The sequence below is a fragment of the Sphingomonas epibiotica genome, from assembly GCF_039615155.1.
Lineage (GTDB): Bacteria > Pseudomonadota > Alphaproteobacteria > Sphingomonadales > Sphingomonadaceae > Sphingomonas.
Genome location: NZ_JBDGHY010000010.1, coordinates 56193 through 80998, shown reverse-complemented (window position 1 = coordinate 80998; position 24806 = coordinate 56193). Strand labels below are relative to the sequence as shown.

The following is a 24806-nucleotide window of genomic DNA, read 5'->3' as shown; positions in this document are numbered from 1 at the left end:
GCTCCGCCCCATCGCGACTTCTAGGCGATTGCCATGAAGGAAACGGAAAGCGCGCAGGCGGGGTCGGGAAGCAGCCTCATCCACGCCGCGTTACGCAATCTCGGCTGGCTGCTCGCCAGCCGGGGCGTGCTGGCACTGTTGTCGCTCGTCTATCTCGGCCTTGCGACCCGGACGCTCGGCGTCAGGGACTTTGGCCGTTTCGCGCTGGTAACGGGTGCCGCGCAGGCTCTGGTTCTGTTCGTCGGGTTTCAGACGTGGCAGGTCGTCGTGCGGTATGGCGTCGAACATTTGCGGTGTGGCGACCGTGCAGCGCTCGGCAGGTTGTACCGTGCCTGTATCCTGCTCGACGCGACAAGCGCCGTGGTCGGGATCGCGCTCACCGTCGCGATCCTGGTGTTCTTTGGCGATGCGATGGGCATCGAGGGCAGCATGATGGGCGACACCGTGATCTTCGCGGTGGCGCAGATCATCACCGTCCGTTCCGCCGCCGTCGGCATCCTGCGCCTGTCCAGCCGCTTCCGCGAAAGCGCGACGGCGGACAGCGTGACGCCGGTCGTCCGGCTGACCGGTGCGGTGATCGCTACGATATTCTATCCGACGTTGCAGGCGTTCCTGGTGACATGGGCGGTGGCCGAAGTCGCCACCGCCGCCGCCTATTGGTGGCTGTTGGCGAAGAACGGCGATCTGAAGATCATCCGCGAGGGACCGGTCGCGCTAGACGCGCTTCTGCGCGAAAATCCGCAATTGTTCGGTTTCCTGGTCAACACCAATATCAGCTCGACACTGGGACTGGCGAGCAAGCATGTGCCGCTGCTGTTCGTCGGCGGCTTTGTGGGACCGGCCGCCGCCGGGGGATTTCGGCTCGCCATCCAGTTGGCACAGGCGCTGGTGAAATTCTCGCAACTATTGTCGCGGGCGGCGTTTCCCGAACTGGTGCGCGCGATGCGACAGGCACGCTCGGCGACGATGGCCCGATCGTTGCGACGCGGCTTTGTCGCATCGGGAGCGGCGGGCCTCGCCATCCTTGGCCTGATCGCGCTGACGGGACGTCCGCTGCTGACGGCGGTGGGCGGCGATCCCCGCTATGCAGCGGCCTATCCGTTGCTGGTGTGGATGGTGGCGGCGGGCGCGATCGATCTGGCGGTCGTCACGTTCGAACCGGTGCTGATGGCGGCGCACCGTTCGACTGCGGCGATGGTGTCGCGCATCGTCGGCGCGGCGGTGCAGATGGCAACGATGATCGTCCTGCTTCCCGTGATGGCGGCGGAAGGGGCAAGCATCGGCGTATTCGCCGGTTCGCTGGTCAGCGCGGTGCTGCTGAGCCTGTCGGTCGCGCGGCTGCTGCGCCGCTGATCCGTGCACGCACGAAGGCGAGGTCGTCCGGGCGATCGACGTCGACCGCCGCCAGTCCGTCGATCGCCGGCACCACCACCGCCCGTATCCCGGCGCGTCGGCCCAGCGCGTCCACGGCTGCCGCCAGCGTCAGCCGTCCCGTCAGATAGCGTATCAGCAATCCCGGCCCCAGCCGCAGCACGATCCGCCATGGCCGCTTGCGATCACGCTCCACCCTTTGCCAAAGGTCGATCATGCCCGCCGCCCTGGGGGTGGCGAGATAGAACAGGTTGCAGCCCGACCAGTCGCCGTCGGCGAAGCGGAGATAGGTGCGGCGCGACCCGGGTGCAGCTTCCTCGATAAGGTCGCGGCGGGCCAGCAGCACGGCGACATCCGCGTCGGGCGGCGTCGCGGCGAGAAAAGCCGTTATCCATTCCCCGCGCAACAGCGCGTGATCGGCGGTCGTCACCAGCAACGGCGCGCCCAGTTCGGCGAAGGCGACGGCGGTGCTGCCGCTCGGTCCCGCTTCGGCAGGCAACGGTCGGGCACCTGCCCGTCGCGCTTCGGCGACGACGGCTGCGGCGTTCGCCGATACCGCGATACGGGTTCCGCCCGCGGCCCCGATCGCCGATACGACCCGCGCCAGCATCGTCGTTCCACCGACGTCGACCAGCGCCTTGTCCGACAGCCCTTCGCTCACGGCCACCGGGTCCGCTTCCCCCCGCGATCCCGCGAGCACAAGCGCCGACCAGCTCATCGTCCCGCCCCGGAGCGCCATACGCGCCACAGGACACCCGGCGCGGACAGGATGGGGTGGCGTTCGCGCCACGGGGTCAGCGCCACGCGGACGCCGGTATGTCGTTCGATCTTCCACAAGGCATAGCGCGCCGCGCCGTCGAACGTGAACGCGGCCTTGATAAGCCGGGCAGCGTTCAGCCAGCGTCCGAAGCCCGCCCGGGCGCACCACGCCCCGGCAATGATCTCGATCTGGCCCTGCCGCAGCCGGGGAGAGATGTAGCCGTCACGTTCCTCGAACGCGATACCCGCCTTTTGCCATGCCAACGGCAACAGGCGTTCGTAGCGTGCCGGTTGATGGGCGACGATCTGTTCGTGCCGACCGGGCGCCTCGACGCGCAATTCGGTATCGTAGGTCGCCTTGAACAGCGACCGCCAATAGTCGAGCGGCCGGGCCGTCACCGGGCCGTGCAATGCGGCGAAGGTCGCGGCGGTGACGGCGGCGAGCGCGATCGCATCGACGACCCGGTCGCGCACCGACGCATCGCGTGCCGACAGCAGGGCGGAGGGTTGCACGAACCGGGTCCAGATCGTCGTGTCGAGCAGGACGCCCGATGCCGACTTGCGAAAGACGTCCAGCGGCATGGTCGCCACCTTGGCCCGGACGATCTGCCGCGCAACGTCGATCTCGTGATAGCTGATATCCGGCCACAACATCGACCAGCCGGGACGGGAAGACGATGGCGATGCGCGCAGGACATAGAAATCCTGTACGCCGTCGAGGTCGCCGGTGCGCAGCGTCGAGCCGTAGAAAAGTACCGCGTCCCCTTGCAACCGTTCCATCAGCACCCGTGCCACCGTCGTGATGACAGCGGATTGCGGCTCGGACAGTTCGGTCGCGATCAGGGCACGCAGCGACGTCACGGAACGACGAAACGAAGCGGAGTTCCGGCCCGGACCGACATGGTGCCACCCGGGAACAATTCCCCGTCGAGAATGAACCCGTTTTCCAACGTGACCTGCGATGGTTTGAGGTCGTTCAGGCGGTGATATCCCATGCGGTTGAGCCACCCGGACTCCCGGCCCATCAGGATGGCGGGGGCGACGACCGGCATCAAGCGGGGCGGCGCGTCGATCGCCAGCCCGTTCAACCCCACGCCGTCCCGCCCCAAAGGTCGCAGGCCGAGCGGAAACCGCCGAAGCGTGGACAGCAGCATGAGGTAGAACCGCCGTTCGCACATCTCCCCGGTCACTTCGTTCCGGCATGCCATCATCTCGCCCGCGCGCCACGGATTGCTCCGTTTGCCCAGACACGTCTGCAACACCCCGCCTAGCACCGACAGCCCGACGGCCGTGCCGTTGAACACCCCCATCCGGTGGGCCCCCTGCGCCAGCATCGTCGCACGAACGAAAGCACCGGCACCAAGGATGAAGCCGCTGAGCGGAACCTCGGTACCGTCATAGGTGATTTCTATCGGCGCGCGTTCGGCGATAGTGCTTTTGTGGAATGCCGCGACGATCGCGTCGAGATTCCATCCCGCCGGGATACGCAGGTCGTTGGCCAGCGCGTTGGTCTTGCCATTCGGCATCACGCCGATCGGTGGCATCCGTTCGCGGAACATCGGCCGGGCGGCGCTCATCACATCGCGCACCGTGCCGTCGCCACCGTCGATGACCAGCAGGTCGACCTGCGCCTGGGCGAAGCTTTCCAGCGCGTCGACCATCCGTTCGCGCGTGTCGGGAGCAGCGTACAGGATGTTCCGATTGTGCCCGTGGTCGTGCCCGTGTCGGGCGGTGCTGCGATGACTGCGCTGGTTGGCGATGACGGCAATGCGGGGACGCGCCGCGTCGAGCGGCACGGCTTGCGGGCGGAGACGCACAGGCATCTGGATCATCCGTCCGGTCAGGCCGGACAGCAGCGGCAGCAGATCGTCATTGGCCAGCGTCCGCGCGAAGCGATTCTCGGACGGAATGTCGACCATGGGTCGCAAAACTGTAGCATCGCGCATGTACGTTACTTTCAGCAGGATCTCGACCCGATTGCCGTAAAGTACACGGCAGGGTTTCCTTTTGCGATACTTCCGGCGGACCTGCAAGCATTACGAACGGCTGAAATTATATCCCGACCGGCTGGCAGCACGGTCAGTTCGGATAGCGCGTCCGTATGAAGATGCTTCGGCCGTCGGCCGGTGCCGCGAAGCGGGCCGCACTAAATGCCGGCAGCCCCATCGTCGCAGGCGCATCGTTGGAGAAGCCGAACCCTTCTTTCGGCCGGAACAGCGTCCGGTTGAAATCGCGGTCGCCATTCTCGTCATGATAGGTCGCGACCGCATAATGGCCGGGTGCGACCCAGAAACAGCCTGTGGTCCGTGACAGGCGCGCCGCCGTCCGCACACGCAGCAGTTTTCCGCCCTTGGCGAGGAAACGCTTCCGATCGTCGGGATACAGAGTGAAGACGACTTCGCCCTTTGTGCTTCGTATCGCCGTCGCCACCAGCGTAAGCCTGATCTTTCCCGCACCAGAGGTGCCCGCACAATCCTCCGCCTGCGCAATACCGGGCATCCCCACCATCGTGACGAGCGCGGCAAGTGATACGAGTGCGGATTTGACTGGCATATTCATTACATGGGATCGACACGCCGTCGCGCAAGCCGCGTCATGCGAGCCAACTGACCATCGCATCGCCGCGTCGCGCCCGTGCCATCGCCTGCATCAGTCGGACCAGATGGACCAACAGCGAGGTCATCGTCCACCATGCGACCGCGACGATTCCCCAATCGGGCCGCGCGACCAGTATCGCCGCGAACAGGATGACCATGTTGGGATTGCGCCGTGCGGTGACGAGCCGGAAACGGCTGTCGAACGGTCGCCACATATGGATGTGCATGCCGAAGCGGACGATGAACGCCCCTTCGATTAGGCGTTGCGCGACATAGCCGAACAGCATCGCCGCCATCACGCCCCAGAACACGTCATCCGTCAGCGGCCGCCCATAGGCCGCGCATCCAACGCCCCATGCGTACCACCAGATCGGCGGATGGACGAGATCAACGCCGTGATCCCACGCATTGCCCAGTTTCGAGGACGTGATCGTGCAGCGTGCCAGCTTGCCGTCGACCGTGTCCAGCACCATGAAGATCAGTCCGGTCGCCATGCCGGTCCAGAACCAGCCATGCCAGAACGCGATCGTCGCCACGATGCACAGCACCGATCCGATCGCCGTGACTCCGTTGGGGGACAGGCCGATGCGCGCCGCGATGCAGGTCAGGACGAACGCCCATTCGGGCCACAGATATTTGGTCAGCACATCGGTGACGCCCTTGTAAGCACCGACATAGCTCGCCCGTTCGATCGCGGGGACGTTGGCTGGCACCAGCCGTTCGGCAAACGGGCGTTCGCGCTTGCGCAACGCCTCGTCGAAGATGCCGCCCTCGTCCTCCGCGGGCAGGATCGTCAGATGGGGCGGCAGCGTCGTGCCCTGTGTCATGGCATCGCGCACAGCCATACGGTCCGCATCGGCGACATGCGCGAGAACGGCCACGCCGTCGCGCGTCAGTACGCAGTCGCGGCGACCGCGCAGATGGCGCATCCATGCCGGATCGAACGCATATTCGAGGTTGGCGAGCAGGACCGTGTCGCCTGCGGTTCCGCTGTCCGGCAGGCCGAGCGCGCTGGCGATGCGGCGCAGCCGTTCCCGCGCGTCCATCCCCCACAACAAGGTCGGGTTGTCCCCGACCGGTTCGACACGGGGGAAAGGAAGGTCGGTGGTATCCGGCATGATTCTACCTGTTTGGCCGCCCGCGTTCCGGCACGGCGTCGTTCAGTATCGCGAGGATTACCTCTGCCGCCCGCGCCGCGCCCGCCCCGCTCGCATCCCCCGCCGCCGCCTGCGCGATCGCCTGCTGGACGGGGGCGAAGCGGGGATGGGCCGCCCGCGCGCCGTCGATCGCGGCGGGCAGGTCGTCGAGCGTGCGTACCACTTCCCCCGCATGCCACATCGCAAACGCGGGATCCGCGCGCCAGTCGCGCTCCGCCGGGTCAAGTAACACCGCCGGGCGTGGACGGACGAGATATTCGATCAACTGGCTCGACGTGTCGCCCAGATACAGGTCGGCCATCGCGGTATAGCTGCCGTCGACCCCGGCGAAGCTGTCGAGATCGCAGTGAACATGCGTCAATCCGGCGACCTTCGCCAGCACCTCGCGAAGGTCGGGTGCCTGTTCGATCAGCCTCTGATGCGGCGCCAGGATCACGTTCCAGTCGGTTCGGGCGACGAGCATCGCCACGATCTCTCGCCCCCAGGCGGGCCATGACGAGCGGTGCGCCTGCCAGTGCGGGGTATAGAGGAGGACCGGCCGATCCTGTGCGAACAGCGTACGCACCGGGGCGTGGTGAGTGAACGCCGCCTTCACATAGCCGGTGGCGGTGATGCGATCGGGCGCGATGCCCCGCTTGAGATAGGTTTCGCGTTCCTGCTCGCTGGGAACCAGCGTATGGAACGCGGCGCGGCGACGCGGATCGTCTCGCGCGCTCATCGATCCGACCCCGTGCGATGTCTTGACGTATCGGGTTGCCCGCCACGGCATCAGGCGCGGCAACCACAGACTGGTCTGTTCGGCACAGACCACCACCGGCGTCCTGGCAAGGCGCGGCGCAAGGCGGAACAGCATCGGCAGCTTGGACGGCAACACCGGATTGCGCCCGACTTCGTCGCCGTCGTCTCTTCGAAAGCCGGGCGCGCGACGAATGACGATACCGGGGGCATCGAGCAGCGCCGTCCAGCGCCGCAACAGCCGTTCATGCACCGACGTCGATACCCACAGATCGATCGCCACCGTGCTATCGGCAGCGGCGAGCGCCTCCACGATTGGATACAGGTGCGGTATTAGCAACGTTTCGCCAAGGAACAGGAAAGCAATTGACCGACGCCGCGTCATTGCCCCCGTCTCGCCGTCCACCGCAGGATATCATCGGGCCGATCAATCTCAATCCAGTCGCCACTGGTTTCGACGAGCGCCTCAACCGGTTCGGTCTGCGCCAGCGCACTGATCACGTCGTGATGATAAGCGGCGTAACCATCCGCCTCTCCAATCACACGGGCCAGCGCATCGCCATACCCGCTGTCCCGAGCGCCAACGATGATGCCCAATGAACGATGGGTTGCGTACGAGGTTGCAAGGCTTTTCGAAACGCGGATCACGGCACCCTCATCCACCCGGACGAGCATGTCGTCCTCTTCCGGCACGCCCAACGGCTCGACCACCAGTCCGACGCTGCGCGGTGGAACGGCGATCGCCCGTTCGATAATGGCGGATGCGAAGCTGCTGTCGCCGTTCATCAAGCAGAAGGGATTGTGCAGGACGTCACGCGCCGCCCAAACGCTGCCGATGCTGCTTGCCACCGCCCAGAACGGATTGAAGCGCAGTTCGACCTCGATGGGTAGATGCCGTGCCGCAAGGTGGCGTTTGATCTGGTCGGCGCGATAGCCGACCACGACCATCGCCCGCGCGATACCTGCCTGCGCCAGCGCGGCGAGTTGCTGGTCGAGGATTGTGCCGTTCGCCATCGGGACGATGGATTTCGGCATGTCCTGCGTGAGCGGCAACAGGCGCGAGCCGCGCCCGGCACTGAGGATGACGGCCTGCACGAGTCAGGCCACGACCGCTGTCGTCAGGTTCCAATCGAGCGATGTCCAGTCATGTTGCCCGGCGAGGGCGCGCATCGACCGGTTGCCGTTCACCGCGATTCCTCGGTCGGCGAACGCTAGGCAAGGCGCGTCGCTGGCATGATCGGAATAGAAACGAACCAGCAAATCCTCGCGCGCGAAACCCTGTCCCGACAGCCAAGCGCTGACCGCGGCCAGCTTCGCTTCACCATATACATTCGCACCCGCAAGCCGATGGGTGATGCGATTGCCGCGCCGTCGCGCCTCGGTCGCGATGACATCGCTAATACCCAGTCTGCGCGCGATGGGTTCGGCGTAGAAACGATGCGCGGCGGTAGCCAGAACGATGCGATGCCCGGCGGCGCGGTCTGCCGCAATCTGCAGCAGCGCGCCGGGGCGGATGCCGTTACGCACGACATGATCGGCAAAGCTTCCGGCCCATCGATCGATTACGGCCTGCCGCGTATCGCGTCCGATGAGCACGCCGTGCATCACCTCCTTGATGCGGTCGCGGCTAACCCATCCAACCGCCCTGCCGATCGCGACCAGCATCACGAAGGGGACCAGCACGATGCGCCATGGGCAATACCGTAGTATGGTCCTCGCGAGGAACCACGACCAAGTCGGAAAGCGGGTTACGGTACGGTCGAGGTCGTAGAAGCAGATCGTTGGTTTTGCCGACTTGCCGTGTACGCTCGCAAGGTCAGCACACAATGCGTCGAATGCCGGCCGACCTGCCTTCCGATCGCCCATTGGCACATTCCCTGCGATCACGGGCGCTACGCCTATGCCGTTCAACATGTACACACGATAGGATACTTTCAGAAACGGTACAAGCTACCACCCGCCTTGGAAGGCGGTGCCGTTAACCGGTGTCCGAGGGACATCCGCCGTTCGCCAGCGCGAGGAAGCAATTCCATCGCGAGCGGAAATGATCTTCCTGCGTCTGTCCGACGAACACCAGCAATTCATCGAGGTGCAGGCGTCGCCGATGCATCGCTCCGTTCATCAGATCGATGAGCAAACCCGCAAGTCGCTCGGGCGGCAGCAACGGCAATTCGCCCAGCTTCTGAGCACGGCCTATCAACTGAAGCGCAATATCCATCATTCGCATATGCCATCCAGACAATTTCGAGCGCAGGCACGGATCATCGATTGATTCGAAGCACAGATAATTGAGAAAGGATGCGTTATCTGGCTCGACAACATAATCGAAAAACGACCTTGCCCAGCATTGCAACTTTCCGATAGGCGATGCTTCGTTAGTTGAACTAAGAATACCGTCCTGAAGTCTATCTATTTCCTGATCTACTACAATGTCGGCAAGTTCGGACTTGCTACCGAACTGGCGATATATCGTGCGTTTCGTGACGCCAGCCAGTCTCGCGACTTCATCAACTGACAGGCCGCTGATACCGGTGACGCGCAACAGGCCCAGCGTCTCTTCCATGACCCGGTTACGCAGGCCTGCCGCTTCCTCCAATGTCGGTCGTCCGAAGCGACGGGGCGGTTCCATCTGACAGATATTCCAATGAGTATAGGATTCGAAGCTATCGCGGGACCTCATAGCCCACCAGATGCAAAGACTAAACAGCCAGTATCCCAATCGGCCGACATCGACGGGCTCAGGCGGCGTGCAATCGTCGCGTCGTCAAGTTGAAGCCGACCCCCGACAATCCTTTTATTAGCTGTTTGCGCGGCGGAAGTTCGAATGGGACTTTGCGCTTAGGGTCAGGACTCGTTGATCACAGCCAGAAGATGACGGTGGCAGCGAGGGCGATTGCGGAGAAGAAGGCGGTGGGGCAGCGGTCGTAGCGGGTAGCGACCCCGCGCCAGTCCTTGAGGCGGCCGAACATGATCTCGATGCGGCTGCGACGCCGATAGCGGCGCTTGTCGTACCGGATCGGTTCGTTGCGCGACCTGCGGCCTGGGATGCAGGGTTGGATGCCTTTGGCCTGGAGGGCGTCCCTGAACCAGTCGACGTCGTAGCCGCGATCACCAAGCAGCCACTGCGCCTTCGGCATGTCATCGAGTAGCGCTGCCGCGCCGGTGTAGTCGCTGACCTGGCCCGCGGTCATGAAGAAGCTCAAGGGGCGCCCGTTCGCATCGGCGATGGCGTGAAGCTTGGTGTTCATGCCGCCTTTGGTGCGGCCGATCAGGCGGCCAAGATCCCCTTTTTAACCCGCAGGCTCGATGCCGTGCGGTGAGCCTTCAGGTAGGTTGCGTCGATCATGACCGTCTGCGGCTCGGCGCCGGCTGCAGCCAGACCTTCCATCATTCGCGTGAACACACCGGCCTCGCCCCAACGCTTCCACCGATTGTACAGCGTCTTGTGCGGGCCGTACTCGCCGGGTGCATCTCGCCAGCGCAGCCCGTTGCGATTGACGAATACGATGCCACTCAGCACCCGCCGATCGTCTACCCTCGGCCTCCCGTGGCTCTTGGGAAAGAACGGCCGCAGCCGCTCCATCTGCTCGTTCGTCAGCCAAAACAGGTCACTCATCCCGGTCTCCTTGCGGAGCCGGAATCAGATCGCGACGCTCACATCAATGGGTCCTGACCCTAACGACGCGGGGGATGCCAGGCCGCAGGAAGCGTCCCGAGATGCGGATGGAGACGCGGGCGCGACTGCTAGACGCCGCGATCGGGCTGATCGTCGCGAGCGGGGTCGCAGCCGCCTCGATCCGCGGCATCTGCGAACGCGCTGGCTTCTCGCAGGGCGCATTCTATTCGTATTTCGCCAGCAAGGACGATCTTCTCTTCACGCTGGTCGAAGAGCACATGGCGAGCCTGGCCCGAAAGCTCGACACGTTGGTGGCGGATACCCGTCATCAAACCGCAGAATCCATCTTGGATACGATCGGGCGCAGCCTGGATGCCCTGTCCGTTGATGCGCGTCATTCCGTACTGATGGTTGAGCTTCACCTTCACGCACGACGCAATGCGCCATTCCGCACGCGCTTCGAACCGGTCAAGGTCGCGTACGAGGCCGCCTTCGCCGACGTCACCTCCCATCTGTTGAGGCGTACCGGCCTGACGCCAGCGATGCCGAGCATCCAACTGGCGCGCATCCTTCTCTCGCAGTGGTCCGGTTCGATCCTTCAAGAAGTGCACGATCCCTCTCCCTCGACCCAGATGCGTGAAGTGTTTGCCGCACTTGTGAGAAACTGACGCCGAACGTCCCCGGCCTGAAGGGCCGACAGGATATGACAACTTGTCACTCACGATCAGGGTCTGCCTCGTCCACGGTGCCACGGCAGGATGGCAGCAGGGCAACCCGCAGATCAAGCCGAAGCGGTTGGAGGCTGCTTCCGGTCCGGGTACGCACTCCCGAAGCAGACCCCAACCGCGCATTGCAATGACGCGCAGGCGCTCATCGTGATTGTCACTGGGCAACAAGAAAAACGACCGGTTTTCTGGCGATTGCTGTTTTTGCCTCGTCCCCCCTGCCTTGTGGTCGGAATACCCGTTGCGGAAACCACCAGCACATTGCAGGGTGTCAGATATCTTTTCTGGCAGGGTGGCGATGCTCATCGGATATGTGAGGGTGTCCAAGGCTGACGGATCGCAGACGCTGGCACCGCAGCGCGATGCGCTGCTCGCCGCAGGCGTCGATGCCTCGCGCATTTATGAGGATCTCGCGTCGGGTCGTCATGATGCACGTCCCGGCCTGACTGCCTGTCTCAAGGCATTGCAGCCCGGCAATACACTGGTGCTCTGGAAACTGGATCGCCTCGGACGCGACCTGAGGCATTTGGTCATCACCGCCGAGGCGCTGCGTGAGCGCGGCATTGGGTTGAAGGTGCTGACCGGCGCCGGCGCGCAGATTGACACCACCACCGCCAACGGCCGCCTGGCCTTTGGCATCTTCGCCGCTTTTGCAGAGTTCGAGCGCGAGTTGATCGCCGAGCGCACACAGGCCGGCCTTGCCGCGGCACGCGCGCGGGGGCGCATGGGAGGGCGACCCCGCAAGATGGACAAGGCAACGCTGGCGATAGCGATGGCCGCCATGTCCGATCGCAACGCGATCGCAGCCGATGTCGCGCGCCGTCTCGGGATGACGACGACGACACTCTATATGTACGTGAACGGTGACGGCACGCCCAAGGCGCCGGGCCAGGCACTGCTCGACGGTGTGCCATACCGCAAAGAACGGCTGCAAGCCGCGTGATAGATCACGCCGCGCCTCAGCGATCAGGCATATCGTCGAGCAGGCGAGGCGATCACGTCGTGTTCAATCGACCGGGCCGAGATCGCAGCCGGCGTCAGCGCTGCGGGGACGCATACTCCCCGGCGCGGCTTGCCCGTCAGCCGCTGGGGTCGCGCCAGGACCATCAGATTCATCACCGCCGCGCCGATCAGGAACTCTTCTTCCGCTCCGCGGATACCGCGCAGGTGAAGCCGCCTCATGCCATGCTTACCCTTGGCGTCAGCGAAGAACCGTTCAACCCCGCGCCGCAACCGCATAGACCGCTTGTAGAGCCCGGTTTCCACTTCGGCTCTGGCAAGATCGCGGACGTCCTCATCGTCCAGCCGAACCAGGGTACGACGCCGCGCCGTCGTGCATTTCTTCCGAAGCACGCACGCCTCGCAGTCACGCGCATCGGCTGCATAACGGTGTACGCCGGTGGGCAGATGGAAGGCATGATGTCGGAGCGGCTTTCCGGTCGGACAGGTAAAGCTGTCAATGTCACGATCATAGCTGAAGGCCGTTCGCGGCAGCTTGCCCTTGGTCTGTTGCGTACGGTCGATTACCGGAATGTGCGGGATTGCGCCGTGATCCCTTACGAAGCCGAGGAAGTTGGCGCTGCCATAGGCTTTGTCGGCCGCAACCCGCTTGGGACGATAATCAAAGCGATCGGCCGATCGCTCGAGCATGACGCGCCCCGCATCAACTTCCTCCGCGAACCGAGCCGGTGTCGCCTTCACATCGAGAGCGACGCCACTCGGGGTGTCGACCAGCGCATTCAGGGCGTAGCCGAACCGGCCACGCACCGTTCGCGCCGACCAAGCCGCGGCAGGGTCCGTTCGAGAGACGCCTTGGCAGCTTTTCGAGCGCGCCATTTCAAAGACGGCATCTCCAGTGTCGTGCACCCACTCCCTAACCGCGCGCGACGCGTTGGCGACATACGGCAGGTAGCCAGGAACGGTCTTGCGCTGCCAGCTCGCATCAGCCGCTATGAACGATGCATCGATCGCGGCGTCTTTTCCGCCAATCAGTCCTTCACTGATGCAGCGTCGGACCGTGCTTTCGAACAGGATCCGGAACACGTCGGCATCGCGGAAACGACCGTGCCGGTTCTTGCTGAACGTCGAGTGGTGCGGAACCTTGTCTCCCGGCGCGAGACGGCAGAACCAGCGATAGGCCAGATTGTAGCGCAGCTCCTCACACAGGCGCCGTTCGGACGTGATCGCGTAAATGCGGCCGACCAAGGCCATGCGGATGAGGAGTTCGGGATCGATCGATGGCCGTCCCCTTGCGCTGTAGTGACCGGCCAGTGCCTGTCTCAACTCGCCGATGTCGAGACATCGATCGACGCGACGCAGCAGGTGGTCTGCGGGCAACATGGCTTCTATGGTGCGGCGGGACGCCCCTTCCCGCTTACCGCGACAGGCTGGTCCCATCATAGCGACGCTCCTTTCGGCAGGGGTGAAACGAAGGAGCAACCCGGCATGTCCGGCATTTTTCAACAGGCCCGGTCGTTTGCGACGAAGCCGACCAACCCCGGTGCGGGTCTCGTAGGCGTAGTCGATAGTACGAAGTTGGACCGAACTGGCAGGCACCCTCCCCTCGGAAGGCTGCGTTTTCCGCCCGAAACCCGCCTGAAGTTCGTGGTATCGCCTACGCCTCACCCCATGACCGGCCTTACGGGTCGACCGGCTCGTGGTATCGCCTACGCCTATGGTGTCGCCGCGGTTCGGACGCGCGTGAGCCGACTGGATGACGACGGAGTTGGTCATGCCGAAGAGTAAGGCGGCCGAACCAGGCCTGTCGAAAGATCGGGCGCCGGCCGGCACTGCCAAAGACGCAGTGGTTCCGATGCAGGGCGACCTCTTCTCCATGGACAGCCCACTACGCGGTGGTGTTCATGGCGAGCTATCGCTGATGGCATACCCCTTCTTCGCCCTTACGAAGCAGGCATGGATGAAGCCGCTTGCCTACAGCACCGGCGAGATCAGTATCGAGGTGCAGCCTGGCCATAAGGGTGTCGCCAACATCTACGATAAAGAGGTTATCCTCTACATCGCCAGCCTTATGGCTGCGAAGATCGAGAACGGCGAGCCAGTAAGCCAAAACTTCCAGTTCACTGCCAATGACTTCTTCCGGGTCACCGGCGCTACACCGTCATCCAACGCGTACACAAGATTGTACGAGGCATTGGAACGACTGCAGAGCACGCAGATCAAGACTGACATCGAGACTGGTGGCGAGGGCGAAGCGGGATTCTTCTCCTGGGTCGAGACTGCCCGCCTTCAATATACCAAGACGCGAACCGGCGAGCGCAGGCTCAAGGCCGTGAATGTTCGTCTGTGCGATTGGCTGTTCCGGGCGATCCTCAAGGATCGAAGTGTCATGCAATACGCACCCAGCTACTTCCAGCTGAGCCCGATCAACCGTCGGCTCTATGAAGTCGCTTGCTTCCTGCGCTTCTCCGGCGTGACGTCGATAAGGTTGGGTGATCTACAACACCAGATCGGCCATCAAAGCCTGACCCGGCTCTTCAAGCCTTACGTTGTCGAGGCTGCAAACGGCACAGTCCCGGGCTTCGAGTTTTCTATCCAGGCGGCCGAAGGCGCCTCAAAAAGCAGCAAGGTCTCGGACGAGGTTGTTGTCATTCGCGAGGTTCCGACTGTCCTGGCGCCGATGAAGCGATCGAAAGCTGCTTCCGAGAACTGATCGGATTTGATCTCGACAGTCGCAGAGGCGACGCATTCCACCCGGCCCACCTTGTCAGCACTGCCGACCGCGTCGGAGGCCAACTACCATCCGCTGGGGCGTAGCCGATACCACGAACTTTGCCTTGCCGCGTAGTCGATACCACGAACTTATCGCCGCGGGCGTAGTCGATACCACGAATCTTTTCCGGCGAGCGTAGCCGATACCACGAATACTCGTGGTTTCTTAACCTTTGCATCTGCGGCACTGTGCTCGGGCGACCTTCCGTCGCATTTTCTGGAGCTATGACCGTGGCCACATAAACGAATGCCCGGCACGAAGGCCGGGCACCCTGGAACCGTAAGATGGGCAGCGTCGCCAAACGCTGACCGGTCCGCGATAGGCCTCCCATCTAGACGATCCTGACACCTGGTTCAAGGGAGCGCGATTCGCGCCACGCACGAGTTATGCCTGCTGACGGTCCCTCCATCCGAGGGGGCGAACGATGAACTATACGCAAACGGCTTTCACCGGCCGGACCGGGGCGCGGCCGATCACGGCACTGACGCGCGAGCTCACCCGGAGGATGAAGGTCGTCGACGAGAGCGCCGTCCAGATATCCAAACAAGACGCTCGCAGGGTCGTGAAGGCGCTGAAAGGCGCGATCGCGGTCAGCAACGGCGCGATCGAGACGCTAATGGATCTTGTCCAGCTCACCTGGGAGGCCGACTGGGCCGCCGACCGCCCGCTCGTCGTCTGGCCGAGCAACCAACATCTTGCGGACGAGGTCAGGAAAACCGTTGCCTGCATCAAGGCGCGGCTGCGTGAGCTGCGCGCCGCAGGCTTGATCCTCGCGCGAGATAGCGCCTCGGGACGTCGAAGCGGTTTCCGGAACCGTGACGGCGTCATCGTCGAAGCCTACGGCCTCGATCTCTCCCCCATCCGGCTGCGCTATGCCGAGCTGAAGGAAGCCGGCGATCGCCTCAACGCCCTCTATGCGCTCTTCAAGAGCGGCAAGAAGGAGATCGCGCGTGTCCGCCGGATCGTCGGACAGGCACTCGCGCAGGCCGCTGATCTGAGCCTCACCGGACCGCACTGGATGGCACTCCAGGACGCGATTGACGAGATCGCGTTTGCTGCGGCGCAGGCCAGGACTATGGGCGACCGCGAAGGCTACCAGGCCGCGCTCGACCGTCTTCCTGGCGTTGAGGATCTCGTCGGAGAGACCATCGATCGCTTCATGTTTACAGAGGAAAATAACCCGTCGGGGTCATCGGTATCACCCGACATACACATACAAACCATTCCCTCTGAAAATACCGTACATGCTAAGCGAGAATGTAGTTCTGACCCGGAGGTGAGCCTTCCCGATCAAGCGGTGCTGCCCCCCTCCCCTTCTCAGAGCAGCCTCAAGGTGCGGCCTTGCGACCTCGCGGAGATGTTCCCGACAACCTCGATGTATCTGACGGAGGCCCGACCGCGGTGGCCGGACGTCCATAACGCCGCGGCGCGGCTGCGGCATGACCTTGGCATCCGTTCCGGAACGTGGGTGGATGCAATCGATACGCTGGGCCGGGACGGCGCTGCTGTCGCGGTCATGATCACCGCGGAGAGAGAGGCGCGCAATGAGATCCGCCTTACAGCCGGGGCTTATTACGCTGGGATGGTCGCGCGGGCGAAGCGCGGCGAGCTCGACCTTCAAAAGAGCCTATGGGGTTTCAGGACCGAGCGAATGGCTGCGCATTGATGGCCAACCCCTGCCAAGCTAGCAACGAGAGGCCTCCCGCCCCTCGCCTGCTTCTTCCAATCAGGCAGGCTGTGAGGTGGCCGGAGACGCATTCAGCTCGAAGCAGTGTCCTTCTCGGCATCTTCTCGGCGACCCAGAAGGACGAACGCCGCGAGCGGTACGGCGGCAATCGTCGCCATTGCGGTGACAACGATGGGCCACGTTCACGCCTGGGCGATCCGCTGGTAGTTCGTCTGAAACGGGAGCCCCGCATCGATCCCGTCGGCCACGTAGAGCACTCACGCGTCCGGCCAGGTTGGTAACTTTGCACCCACAAGAGGGTTAAGCGATCGTCAGCATCTTGCTGCTAGGTGGTCGATATGCCCCAAGCGACACTCCAGGCCTGGCTCTCCCTCTATGCCGCCGTCGGCGTCATGGTCGCGATGTGCGCCGTCTTCGCGGTCATCAAGACCGCCTATGACTATCGCACGGGAAATAGCCGGCTCCCTACCACGACCATGCTCGACAAGGTCCTCGTCGCGCCGCGGCTGTGGGTTCGTTGGCAGCTCAACTACCTCCTGGGTGCACCGGCTATACTCGGGATCGCGATCTACTTTGCCCATTACCTCGGGTTCGGCACGCTCGTCGACGTGTAAGCCAGCAGCTGGACCCCCCTGCCCCGCCAGCCTGCCGCACTCGGCATCGCGGCGGTTTGCACGGATGCGGCTCGATAGGCACCGCTGCTCCACCCCTTGGTGATCGCCGCAACGTAATCGATCGTCTCCCTGAAGGGTGGGATCCTTCCCAAGGTTCGTACCCTGCCAGGGCCGGCGTTGTAGGCCGCCAGTGCGAGATCGACGCGCTTGAACTCGTCCAGGTGAGACCGAAGGTATCTGGCCCCTCCCCTCAGATTGGCCAGCGGATCTCGGGAGTCGAGAACACCCAGGCCGCGAGCCGTGTCGGGCATCAACTGTGTCAGGCCTACCGCGCCCTTGTTTGAGACGATCAGCGGATCGTAGCGGCTTTCCTGGGCGACGAGCGCATCGAGTAGCCCGGTAGGCACGCCAGCCTCACAGGCGACGGCGGAGATGAGAGGGAAATAACGCGCTCGGCGTGCCTCCTGCCACGGAGCCAAATCTCCTCGCGGACGGTAAGGCGTCATCGAGCAAGCGGCCGGACTGTACATGTAAGGCGCGACGACGCTCTGAGCGACCTGAGCCGCACCCGTCATCACCCTCCCCGTCTGCATCCAAAGCGGAATCGCAATCGGCGGGCTTGGAACGTCCGTGGTCGTATGTGCTTGCTCGGCCAGGGCGATGCTCCGGAAGTCATCCTGTAAGGCTTCCGGCGAAACGCCCTGCTGCTCGCTTGATGGTGGAAGTGGCTTCGGCGCCGTGCGGCCTACATCAATCACCACACCGTCAGCCAAATCACGGAATGCGACCAGTTCAGCTTGCCGCTGGGACGCGTCGGCAGGGCCGAGGGCGACGGAAGCCGCGACCAATCCTGTGACTAATCTCAGCGCGCCGGGGTGCTTCATTTGTCGAAACAGCCATCGGACGGAGGCATGGTCAACGTGGAAAAAAATTACCCTGCCCGGGAGGAGAGCGCATCGGGAACCCGACTTTGCGCTTAAACAGATTTACGACGAAGCGCATCTACTGAAATGCGGGCGACATCACTGTCGAAGTGGCTATGCTCCGCCGTCCGCGAACATAGTGACGGAGGAAGGCTCGCCAGCGAGGAATGGGTTGGACCAAACCCTGGACGCGCCGTCATGCCAGACCCGAAAGGGCACGCCGGCGAAGATGGCGAGGACGGTCGAGCCGTTTGAGAGAGGAACGGTGCGTTCGATGCGTTGCCCCCCTGCCCGGCTCTTCTTCGTCGCCGAGCCGCTTAGCTTTTCGCCAACCGTGGCTGTCCACGTCTCCCCGTTCGATCGGAACGTGATCGAGCGGATGCGTTTGCCTGTCGGCGCCGGTGCACACCCGCAGGCCAGCGCGAGCTCATTATACGCTTGCTCTTGGTCCTTGGCCGGAACGCCCGGCACGAAGAAGGTGGACCCCTGCCCTGTTGCCACTCGCTTGAACCTTTCATCGAACCGGATGCTATTCCGCGATCGGGGGAAAGGGGGATCGCGATAGCCAAGAACGCCATTCAGACAACGCATTTACGGAAAAGCGGTGATACAGAAAGACACATCGCCGGCTTTACGGCGACACGCCGACGCGCAAAGGCGGAATTACGGCGTTTCGTATTTCTGTACCAACAGATCTCGGACCTCGTCAGCGATCTTCGTTCCCCGCATCGCGCACTGTGACTTGATCGTGCGATGAAGGCTCTCCGGTATGTCGATCGTCAAACGCTTCATCTTGACGTCCGCGGCGGGCGTTTCGGCAAGCTTCTCTGCTCCGGCTCCCACCCAGGCATCGGCGCCAGCGGCGGGAGGCGCGCCAGCCGTTGGGCGTCGGCCAATCGTCACTTTCTTGGTCATGCCACAAGCTCCATTAGTTCGGCCCGTACGGCCTCGATTTCCGCTGCCGCCGCACTCTTGCCGTCGATCTCGAAAACAGCGCGCCCAGTGGCCGCTGCCTCGGCAAACACGACGCGCTGGACGATCTGCGCCGTCATGGTCGGGATCTGATATGCTGCCAAAGCCTCAACCACGTCGCGCCCAATCGCCGTTTTTGCGACTTTGCGATTTACCACAAATGTGGCCTTCAGGCTTTCCTTAAAAACGGACGCTTCGACGATAAGCTTGACCACCTCGTCCGCGGCCCAGATGTCGTAAGGCGAAGGCTGGACAGGGACCAGCACCACATCCGCCGCCATGATCGCCGATCGCGCCAGCTCGGTCACACGAGGCGGTCCGTCGATGACGACATGATCGTAGCCCTGGCCGATCTGATCCAACTCTTTGTGGATGGTCGGTCGAGGGAAGCCGACCACCGAGATCATCGGCTGCTCCTCGCGAGCCGCAGCCCAGTCGAGCGAACTGCCCTGGGGGTCGGCGTCGATCAGCAACACGCGCGAGCCGTCGCGTGCGAGGCTTGAGGCCAGGTTCACGCTCAGGGTCGTCTTTCCGACGCCGCCTTTCTGGTTGAGCAACGCAACGATCATGAGAGGGACCTTCCGTGGAAACGTGTAATCGTAAAACCTGCAAAACGTAAAGCCGTCTTATCGGCTTGCCGCTTCGTCGTCTACTCGCAAACCCTGCGATGTGCTTTTCTGTAGGAGGGAAGAGGGCGGGAGGGGGTGAAAGGAGACGGGAATGTCCCTGATCGCTCTCAGACCCACCCAGCGCGTTGTCGATATCGTGGGTGCCCTCGGCGGCACCTGGCGGGGCTATATCGCTACCTGCCGCTGCCCAGCACACCAGGACAGCGATCCCAGCCTGTCCGTGCGCCAGGGGCACGACGGCATTCTCGTCCATTGTTTTGCCGGTTGCGATCCGGGGGACGTCCTGCGCGAAATCTCCCGCCTACGACCCTCCGGAAGCCATCAGCCACCGCCCGCCCGGCACCGCCCTGGCGGGAGCAACGTCGGACGGCTCTGGGAGGAGGCCCTTCCCGCGGACGGTACGGCAGCCGCTGAGTATCTCGACGGGCGGGGCCTGCGCCTGCCACTCGACGATATCCGCTTTCATCCACGCTGCCCGTGGGGTCCAAAGCCTTCCACGCGCTTCCTGCCGGCGCTCATCGTAGCGGTCCGAGAGGGCTCCCACCTCCGTGCGATCCAACGTATCTTCCTCGACACGACGAACGGTGGTTACCTGGACAAGGTGATGCTCGGCGCTCCCGCTGCCGGTGCCTGGCAGGGGGGCAGGGCGGGGGAGACCCTCGCCATTGCCGAAGGCTTCGAGACGGCTGCGGCGTTCACCCAGATCAATTGCATACCATGCTGGGCGACGTTGGGGGCGGCCCGCCTTGATCGCATCCAGATCCCGAGCAACGTCACACGACTGATTATCGCCGAAGACAACGATCCCGAAGGACGGCGCGCGCGCAGCAAGGCCTGGCGAGCCTATCGGGAGCGTGGGCTTGCGCTCGCCCGCATGCCACCGCCGGAACAGTACGGCGACTGGGCCGACGTGCTTAGGCCGAGGAGCTGAGAAGGGGAGGGGGAGCGGGGGAACTGAGCTGCAGCACGCAGACAGTTCTGGAGACCCACCCCATGACCGACCTGTTCGATCCCAAGCATGACCGCGCAACCGCCTGCACCGACGCTGCCCGCATGCTTTTGCCGCTACTCGGCGGACAGACGAAGCTCAGCCGACGCGACCTCAACGAGGCGATGGTCCACGCCTTCGGTGGTTCGGACGCAGAGGGGCGCTGGACGCAGCGCGAGAGCTTCGAGGTGCTCGAGCATGCGCTGGCGCTCCATCTGGTGAGCGGTTCGCAGCCGCTCCAGACCGCGGCCGACCTCCCACTCGCCCTCGGCTTGCTCGATCGCCTGCCGACGCAAACGGTGCGCAGCGAGGAACAGATCGACTGGCAGCAGTTCTCGACACCTGTCGACATCGCAGCCGTGGCCGTCCTGCTCGCGGCTGCACGACCGACGGATGTCGTGCTCGAGCCCAGCGCCGGAAACGGACTGCTTGTCGCTCAACTGTCGACGATCGCCGCCCTGCAGCTCAACGAGATCGATCCGGCGCGGCGGGCGCGGCTCTCCGCCACATTTCCCCATGCCGTCGTCTTCGGTCATGACGGGGCAACGATCGGCAGTACGCTCACAGCTTTGCAGCGCCCCAGCCTCATCCTCATGAATCCGCCATTTTCGCGTTCGGTCGGTCGCGGTGCCGACGCGCTCGCCGCGGTCCGCCATCTTCAAGCCGCGCTGAAGCGGTTGCGGCCAGGCGGGCGCCTCGTTGCCATCATGCCGGACTGGTTCGCCCATTCCGCACGGATGGCCGATATCTGGACGACGACACTTGCGGGAACGGCCCTTCGCACCTCCATCCGCCTCACGAACGGCTACGGAAAGCACGGCACCGGCGTCGCGGTTCGGATCTACGTGATCGACAAGATCGTGGGCGACATCGCAGGGGTCACGATCGCTCGTCGGAACGTGGCTGAACTGGTCGACCTGCTTGTCATTCCCGATCGCGCTGCCCTGCAGGAGGACAACGCATCCTCGGCGGTCAAGCGGGGAGGGGCGGTGTCGCTCCTGCGAGCGATGAAGTCGCGCCCGGCTGCCGCGCCGCGCATCTTCCGGGCGCCGATCCTCAACCGTCGCCTGGGTGAGCTCACTCCCGACGAGCGCGCCGAACTCGATATCGACTTGTCACCGCGCGAAGCGGTTATCGACTATCTGACGCGTGCGTTTCCCGTCCAGCAGATGCGGGACTACCGCGACGACACTGGCGAGGTGCGCTCGCGCCCGTTGATCGACGACGACGGTCAGCCGCAGCTCAAGGTGGAGGCAAGCGACGGCCGTATCCATGAACTGAAAGCCGGCGACCCGATGATGGAGCGCATCAGCCTCGCCTACGCGCTCAACATGCACGCCGCTCAAGGCATCACCGCCGACAACGCGATCGCGGTGATGAGCCACAAGGAGTCCAACCTCTCCAATCAGCGGCTCTTCAACGTGACCGTCACACGCGTCCGTGACGACATCCAGCTGTTCACCGACAATCGCGAGAAGCTGACCCAGGCGATCGAGCGCAACGAGGGTAACAAGACCTCCGCACTCGAGACCACCGGCGAGTTGTCGATCGATCCAGGGCGAGGCTCCATCTCGGATAATGGCGCGTCGCCGAGTGCGACGGGGAGCCAGACCGGCATGGATTCGTCGGGATCGTTCAATCCCTCGCTGCCGCCCGAACTCGATCGCGGCCCCGAAAAATTGGGCGGCGAGAAAGAGGGCTCGGTCGCCTCGCCGGCGATGAGCAGCACCACCACCGCTCCTGACTTCAAGAACGATCCCACTCTGTCGGCCGCGTCGCTCCGCATCGGCGTCGAGCCGCCCGCGATCGAGCTGCCTTTCCCCGAAAAAGACATCGGACTGGAGCTATGACTATGCCCACCGCACGACCTACCCTCGAGCAGGTGCTCGCTATCAAGCATTGGCACCCGTGCGACCTCAACACGCACACGCTTGCCGAGTGCAGCCGCCTCGCCAAGCACGACCACGCGCTGGAATGGGGCGCTGAGACCCTGGCGATGGCTAGCGTTTTTGCGCTGACCTACGCAGTGCTTGCGCCGCTGACACGGGCGCTGCGCGCGCCCCGTCGAGCGGTGGGCGTGGCCGCATGATGTCCGAACGGCTCATCCGCGACGATCTCCAATCATCGTCGGCAACGCCCCACCGGCTCCGCACGATGCTGAGTTGGACCTGTAGGATCATCCATGCACTCTTGCTAATGCTGGGCTTGTCTGGCGCCGTAACGCTCGGGATCGCAGGACTTAAAGAGCTGCAACCGGCCGCGACCGGCACCCCCGTCACGGTGACGGAGTAGGCAGATGGGACCCGGTGATCGCGACTACATGCGCGCGGAGCCGACCAGACGCACGGTGCGGCTCGCCACGGCGCCAGTGGACGCGATCGACGCAGTAACATCGCCGTCTGCAACCCTGCTGCAGGCGGGGCAGGAGCGCGGCTCCCAGTTTTCCGGTCCATCAGCCTCCGTCAGCGCCGAAGGCGCCTGTTGGGCGTCCTGTCGGCCATCACGGGCATGTTCACTCTCGCCTGGGCTGTCGGCTGGACGGCAGGTACGGCGCCAGAGAGACATCCTCGCCGCGTGGCTGAAGCGTAAGGGCCACAGCAAGGCGTTCGAGCGCATCGGCGTGTTCGTATCCGTGCCAGCTACGAACAACATTGACCGCTCAAAGGTCGGCAACGACGAACCGATCTACAAATGCGACAACCTCGTCGCGGGATGGATGCCGTTTGGGGGAACGAGCCCCTTGTCGCGTCTTTTCTCGACAGGCGTAAGCGGCCTGCAGATGCTGGCGATCGCCGACCAGCTGATCGCAGACCACGTCGAAGAGGAAGACATCTACGTGCGGCTCGGGATCCATCCTGGCCCTGACGGAACGACGGCCGAGCCGGACACCAGCCAAGCTGACGATCCGGAGCCAGAGCCGATCGTCGACGCGTCTGAGGAGCCCGCGCCAGAGCCAGTAATCGCGACCAGCCAACCCGCGACACCGCGACCCGCGCCGGTGATCGCCGATGCGGTGCCCCCCTCGCCAAAACCTCGAAAGGCAGGAGCGCAGATCGAGGTCTGCGCCGGCATCATGGAACGCACGCTGCCAGATGGTCGCATCGCGTTCCAGGCGGCCAAGGACGATCACATAGGCCGGGAGGCGCTAACCGCGCTTTGCAAGGGCAGGGCGGTGTGGAACCCGATGTTCGCGAACTGGGTGTGCCCGCCGGAGATCGCGACCGAGATCCGCGCCGCCCTCCCGAACGCTGTGCAGTTGGCGCAGCTGCCATGAACATGATTAGCCTGCCCCGGCCGACCTGCCCGTACTGCGATGCGACGATGCGACGCTGGCCGCTCGGGCAGGCGGTCCTAGCCTGCGATACATGCAGACGGCCGATCGTGCGCTACCTGGCTCAGCCTAGCTCGCGCATCTTTCGCCTCCGGCCTGTCTACACCGTGATCTACGCTGCCGCGTTCGTTGTCCTCCTGATCACGTTGGTCATGGTCGCCTTCAACCCCGTCGAGACGCGACACATCATCCCGGCGATCGCCATCCCGATCGCCATGTTCGGGGCCTGCGACATCGCGGACGGTTGGTTGTCGTGGCGGACGTCGATCGATCGGGGCTGGCGAACGCTACGCCGTGGAAAGGCGGCGCGCGCGATCGGCCTTGCACGTGGCCTCTTCGGCATTGCCGGCGTGGCCGTCGCGATCATCGGGCTGCTCGCGTACGACGAGATGGCAGAAAGCCCGCGCCCGGGGACGACATCTCCGAAGATCGCGGCAGGGCGGATGTGATCCCCTTCTGCCTCATCCTTGGCGACAGCACCGGCGTCGGCACCGCGGGAGCGCTCGCGCGCGAAGGTATCCGATGCGAGATACACGCGCACGTCGGCGCGCGCTCGAGCGGAGTGCTGGAGGCATGGCAAGGCCGCATTACCCCCGCCGTCGCCCTGATCGCGTTGGGCTCGAACGATGTCGGAGATCCACGCCTGGAACGCCAATTGGTCGCCTTGCGCGCGCGAACCCGGGCGCCGCGCGTGACGTGGCTCGCGCCCTACAACCGCACTGCAGCTCTGATCGTGACGAGAGTGGCGCTTCGCTTCGGGGACAAGGTCATCCCGCTCGCCCAGCTACCCACACGGGACGGGGTGCATCCGACCAGCTACTGGCCGATCGCAGGTCTGCTCGGATGGAAACTTCTTTCCGAAATCCGGAAGAATGTTTCCGCCGAACCTCCGGGAGCATGGCCGCCAGAGGCCTCCAGTGTCCCTGTCAGACGGGCAGTCGTCCTGCAGATGCAGTAGCGAGGGATAGACCG

26 protein-coding genes are annotated in these 24806 nt (G+C 64.0%); 12 read left to right on the top strand and 14 right to left on the bottom strand.

What is annotated here, in order from left to right; genetic code table 11:
• Window positions 1-33: 33 nt before the first annotated feature.
• Window positions 34-1353 carry a lipopolysaccharide biosynthesis protein gene (locus AAIO73_RS17795; RefSeq protein ID WP_066691164.1) on the top strand — a complete coding sequence of 440 codons (1320 nt, stop codon included), beginning with the start codon at window positions 34-36 and terminating at the stop codon, window positions 1351-1353.
• On the opposite strand, the gene AAIO73_RS17790 is transcribed toward AAIO73_RS17795, so the two are convergent.
• The 10 genes from AAIO73_RS17790 to AAIO73_RS17745 form a co-directional block, all read right to left on the bottom strand.
• The gene (locus AAIO73_RS17790; RefSeq protein ID WP_285139226.1) at window positions 1304-2089 is read right to left on the bottom strand and encodes an NTP transferase domain-containing protein; all 786 of its coding nucleotides are present in this window, start codon (window positions 2087-2089) and stop codon (window positions 1304-1306) included. The two genes, AAIO73_RS17795 and AAIO73_RS17790, sit on opposite strands and share 50 nt — an antisense overlap.
• Window positions 2086-2991, bottom strand: a complete 906-nt coding sequence (locus AAIO73_RS17785; RefSeq protein WP_066691170.1) for a hypothetical protein — start codon at window positions 2989-2991, stop codon at window positions 2086-2088. The genes AAIO73_RS17790 and AAIO73_RS17785 overlap by 4 nt, the downstream gene beginning before the upstream one ends.
• Window positions 2988-4049: a diacylglycerol/lipid kinase family protein gene (locus AAIO73_RS17780; RefSeq protein ID WP_066691173.1), complete on the bottom strand. Its 1062-nt coding sequence runs from the start codon at window positions 4047-4049 to the stop codon at window positions 2988-2990. The genes AAIO73_RS17785 and AAIO73_RS17780 overlap by 4 nt, the downstream gene beginning before the upstream one ends.
• Before the next feature lie 160 nt (window positions 4050-4209).
• Entirely contained in the window at window positions 4210-4683 is a 474-nt protein-coding gene (locus tag AAIO73_RS17775) for a DUF2141 domain-containing protein (RefSeq protein WP_232307986.1), read from the bottom strand.
• Between the two features lie 40 nt (window positions 4684-4723).
• Window positions 4724-5845 carry a CDP-alcohol phosphatidyltransferase family protein gene (locus AAIO73_RS17770; protein ID WP_157092758.1) on the bottom strand — a complete coding sequence of 374 codons (1122 nt, stop codon included), beginning with the start codon at window positions 5843-5845 and terminating at the stop codon, window positions 4724-4726.
• 4 nt (window positions 5846-5849) lie between these two features.
• Window positions 5850-7004 carry a hypothetical protein gene (locus AAIO73_RS17765; protein ID WP_066691189.1) on the bottom strand — a complete coding sequence of 385 codons (1155 nt, stop codon included), beginning with the start codon at window positions 7002-7004 and terminating at the stop codon, window positions 5850-5852.
• A complete protein-coding gene (locus AAIO73_RS17760) occupies window positions 7001-7714 on the bottom strand; it encodes a phosphocholine cytidylyltransferase family protein (protein WP_066691192.1) in 714 nt (237 codons plus the stop codon). The genes AAIO73_RS17765 and AAIO73_RS17760 overlap by 4 nt, the downstream gene beginning before the upstream one ends.
• 3 nt (window positions 7715-7717) lie before the next feature.
• The gene (locus AAIO73_RS17755) at window positions 7718-8446 is read right to left on the bottom strand and encodes an HAD family hydrolase (protein WP_285139231.1); all 729 of its coding nucleotides are present in this window, start codon (window positions 8444-8446) and stop codon (window positions 7718-7720) included.
• 151 nt (window positions 8447-8597) lie between these two features.
• Window positions 8598-9248, bottom strand: a complete 651-nt coding sequence (locus AAIO73_RS17750; RefSeq protein WP_198158567.1) for a TetR/AcrR family transcriptional regulator — start codon at window positions 9246-9248, stop codon at window positions 8598-8600.
• A 229-nt stretch (window positions 9249-9477) separates the two neighbouring features.
• A protein-coding gene (locus AAIO73_RS17745) for an IS5 family transposase (RefSeq protein ID WP_157092785.1) occupies window positions 9478-10235 on the bottom strand; the annotation gives its coding sequence in 2 pieces (ribosomal slippage) (window positions 9478-9902 and window positions 9902-10235; 759 coding nt in all).
• Between the two features lie 101 nt (window positions 10236-10336).
• Between AAIO73_RS17745 and AAIO73_RS17740 the strand changes: the two genes are divergently transcribed.
• Both AAIO73_RS17740 and AAIO73_RS17735 read left to right on the top strand, forming a co-directional pair.
• On the top strand, window positions 10337-10903 hold the full coding sequence (locus AAIO73_RS17740) for a TetR/AcrR family transcriptional regulator (protein ID WP_066689896.1): 567 nt from the start codon (window positions 10337-10339) through the stop codon (window positions 10901-10903).
• Window positions 10904-11258: 355 nt separating this feature from the next.
• Complete coding sequence (locus tag AAIO73_RS17735) at window positions 11259-11903, top strand: recombinase family protein (RefSeq protein WP_038069700.1); 645 nt, start codon at window positions 11259-11261, stop codon at window positions 11901-11903.
• 23 nt (window positions 11904-11926) lie between these two features.
• Here AAIO73_RS17735 and AAIO73_RS17730 read toward each other — a convergent pair whose 3' ends face one another.
• Window positions 11927-13360: a transposase gene (locus AAIO73_RS17730; protein WP_226341918.1), complete on the bottom strand. Its 1434-nt coding sequence runs from the start codon at window positions 13358-13360 to the stop codon at window positions 11927-11929.
• Between the two features lie 331 nt (window positions 13361-13691).
• Between AAIO73_RS17730 and AAIO73_RS17725 the strand changes: the two genes are divergently transcribed.
• From AAIO73_RS17725 to AAIO73_RS17715, 3 genes are all read left to right on the top strand, one after another.
• Complete coding sequence (locus tag AAIO73_RS17725; RefSeq protein WP_286165232.1) at window positions 13692-14630, top strand: replication initiator protein A; 939 nt, start codon at window positions 13692-13694, stop codon at window positions 14628-14630.
• Window positions 14631-15114: 484 nt separating this feature from the next.
• Window positions 15115-16356: a plasmid replication protein RepC gene (repC, locus tag AAIO73_RS17720; RefSeq protein WP_066689897.1), complete on the top strand. Its 1242-nt coding sequence runs from the start codon at window positions 15115-15117 to the stop codon at window positions 16354-16356.
• 350 nt (window positions 16357-16706) lie between these two features.
• A complete protein-coding gene (locus AAIO73_RS17715; RefSeq protein WP_526023824.1) occupies window positions 16707-16991 on the top strand; it encodes a hypothetical protein in 285 nt (94 codons plus the stop codon).
• Here the strand turns inward: AAIO73_RS17715 and AAIO73_RS17710 are convergent.
• The 3 genes from AAIO73_RS17710 to parA form a co-directional block, all read right to left on the bottom strand.
• Entirely contained in the window at window positions 16958-17875 is a 918-nt protein-coding gene (locus AAIO73_RS17710) for a lytic transglycosylase domain-containing protein (RefSeq protein WP_066689898.1), read from the bottom strand. The genes AAIO73_RS17715 and AAIO73_RS17710 overlap by 34 nt on opposite strands.
• Window positions 17876-18577: 702 nt before the next feature.
• A complete protein-coding gene (locus tag AAIO73_RS17705; RefSeq protein ID WP_056433695.1) occupies window positions 18578-18829 on the bottom strand; it encodes a plasmid partition protein ParG in 252 nt (83 codons plus the stop codon).
• Entirely contained in the window at window positions 18826-19455 is a 630-nt protein-coding gene (gene parA / locus AAIO73_RS17700) for a ParA family partition ATPase (protein ID WP_056433696.1), read from the bottom strand. Before parA ends, AAIO73_RS17705 begins: the two co-directional genes overlap by 4 nt.
• A 151-nt stretch (window positions 19456-19606) precedes the next feature.
• Here parA and AAIO73_RS17695 point away from each other — a divergent pair, with 151 nt between their 5' ends.
• From AAIO73_RS17695 to AAIO73_RS17670, 6 genes are all read left to right on the top strand, one after another.
• Window positions 19607-20446, top strand: a complete 840-nt coding sequence (locus AAIO73_RS17695; protein WP_116462936.1) for a DUF7146 domain-containing protein — start codon at window positions 19607-19609, stop codon at window positions 20444-20446.
• A gap of 62 nt (window positions 20447-20508) precedes the next feature.
• Complete coding sequence (locus AAIO73_RS17690; RefSeq protein WP_345879811.1) at window positions 20509-22353, top strand: hypothetical protein; 1845 nt, start codon at window positions 20509-20511, stop codon at window positions 22351-22353.
• Window positions 22350-22592 carry a hypothetical protein gene (locus tag AAIO73_RS17685; RefSeq protein WP_174195131.1) on the top strand — a complete coding sequence of 81 codons (243 nt, stop codon included), beginning with the start codon at window positions 22350-22352 and terminating at the stop codon, window positions 22590-22592. The genes AAIO73_RS17690 and AAIO73_RS17685 overlap by 4 nt, the downstream gene beginning before the upstream one ends.
• Before the next feature lie 207 nt (window positions 22593-22799).
• Complete coding sequence (locus tag AAIO73_RS17680) at window positions 22800-23777, top strand: hypothetical protein (RefSeq protein ID WP_345879809.1); 978 nt, start codon at window positions 22800-22802, stop codon at window positions 23775-23777.
• Window positions 23774-24283 carry a hypothetical protein gene (locus tag AAIO73_RS17675; protein WP_345879807.1) on the top strand — a complete coding sequence of 170 codons (510 nt, stop codon included), beginning with the start codon at window positions 23774-23776 and terminating at the stop codon, window positions 24281-24283. The genes AAIO73_RS17680 and AAIO73_RS17675 overlap by 4 nt, the downstream gene beginning before the upstream one ends.
• Window positions 24280-24792 carry an SGNH/GDSL hydrolase family protein gene (locus AAIO73_RS17670; RefSeq protein ID WP_345879805.1) on the top strand — a complete coding sequence of 171 codons (513 nt, stop codon included), beginning with the start codon at window positions 24280-24282 and terminating at the stop codon, window positions 24790-24792. Before AAIO73_RS17675 ends, AAIO73_RS17670 begins: the two co-directional genes overlap by 4 nt.
• Window positions 24793-24806: the final 14 nt, after the last annotated feature.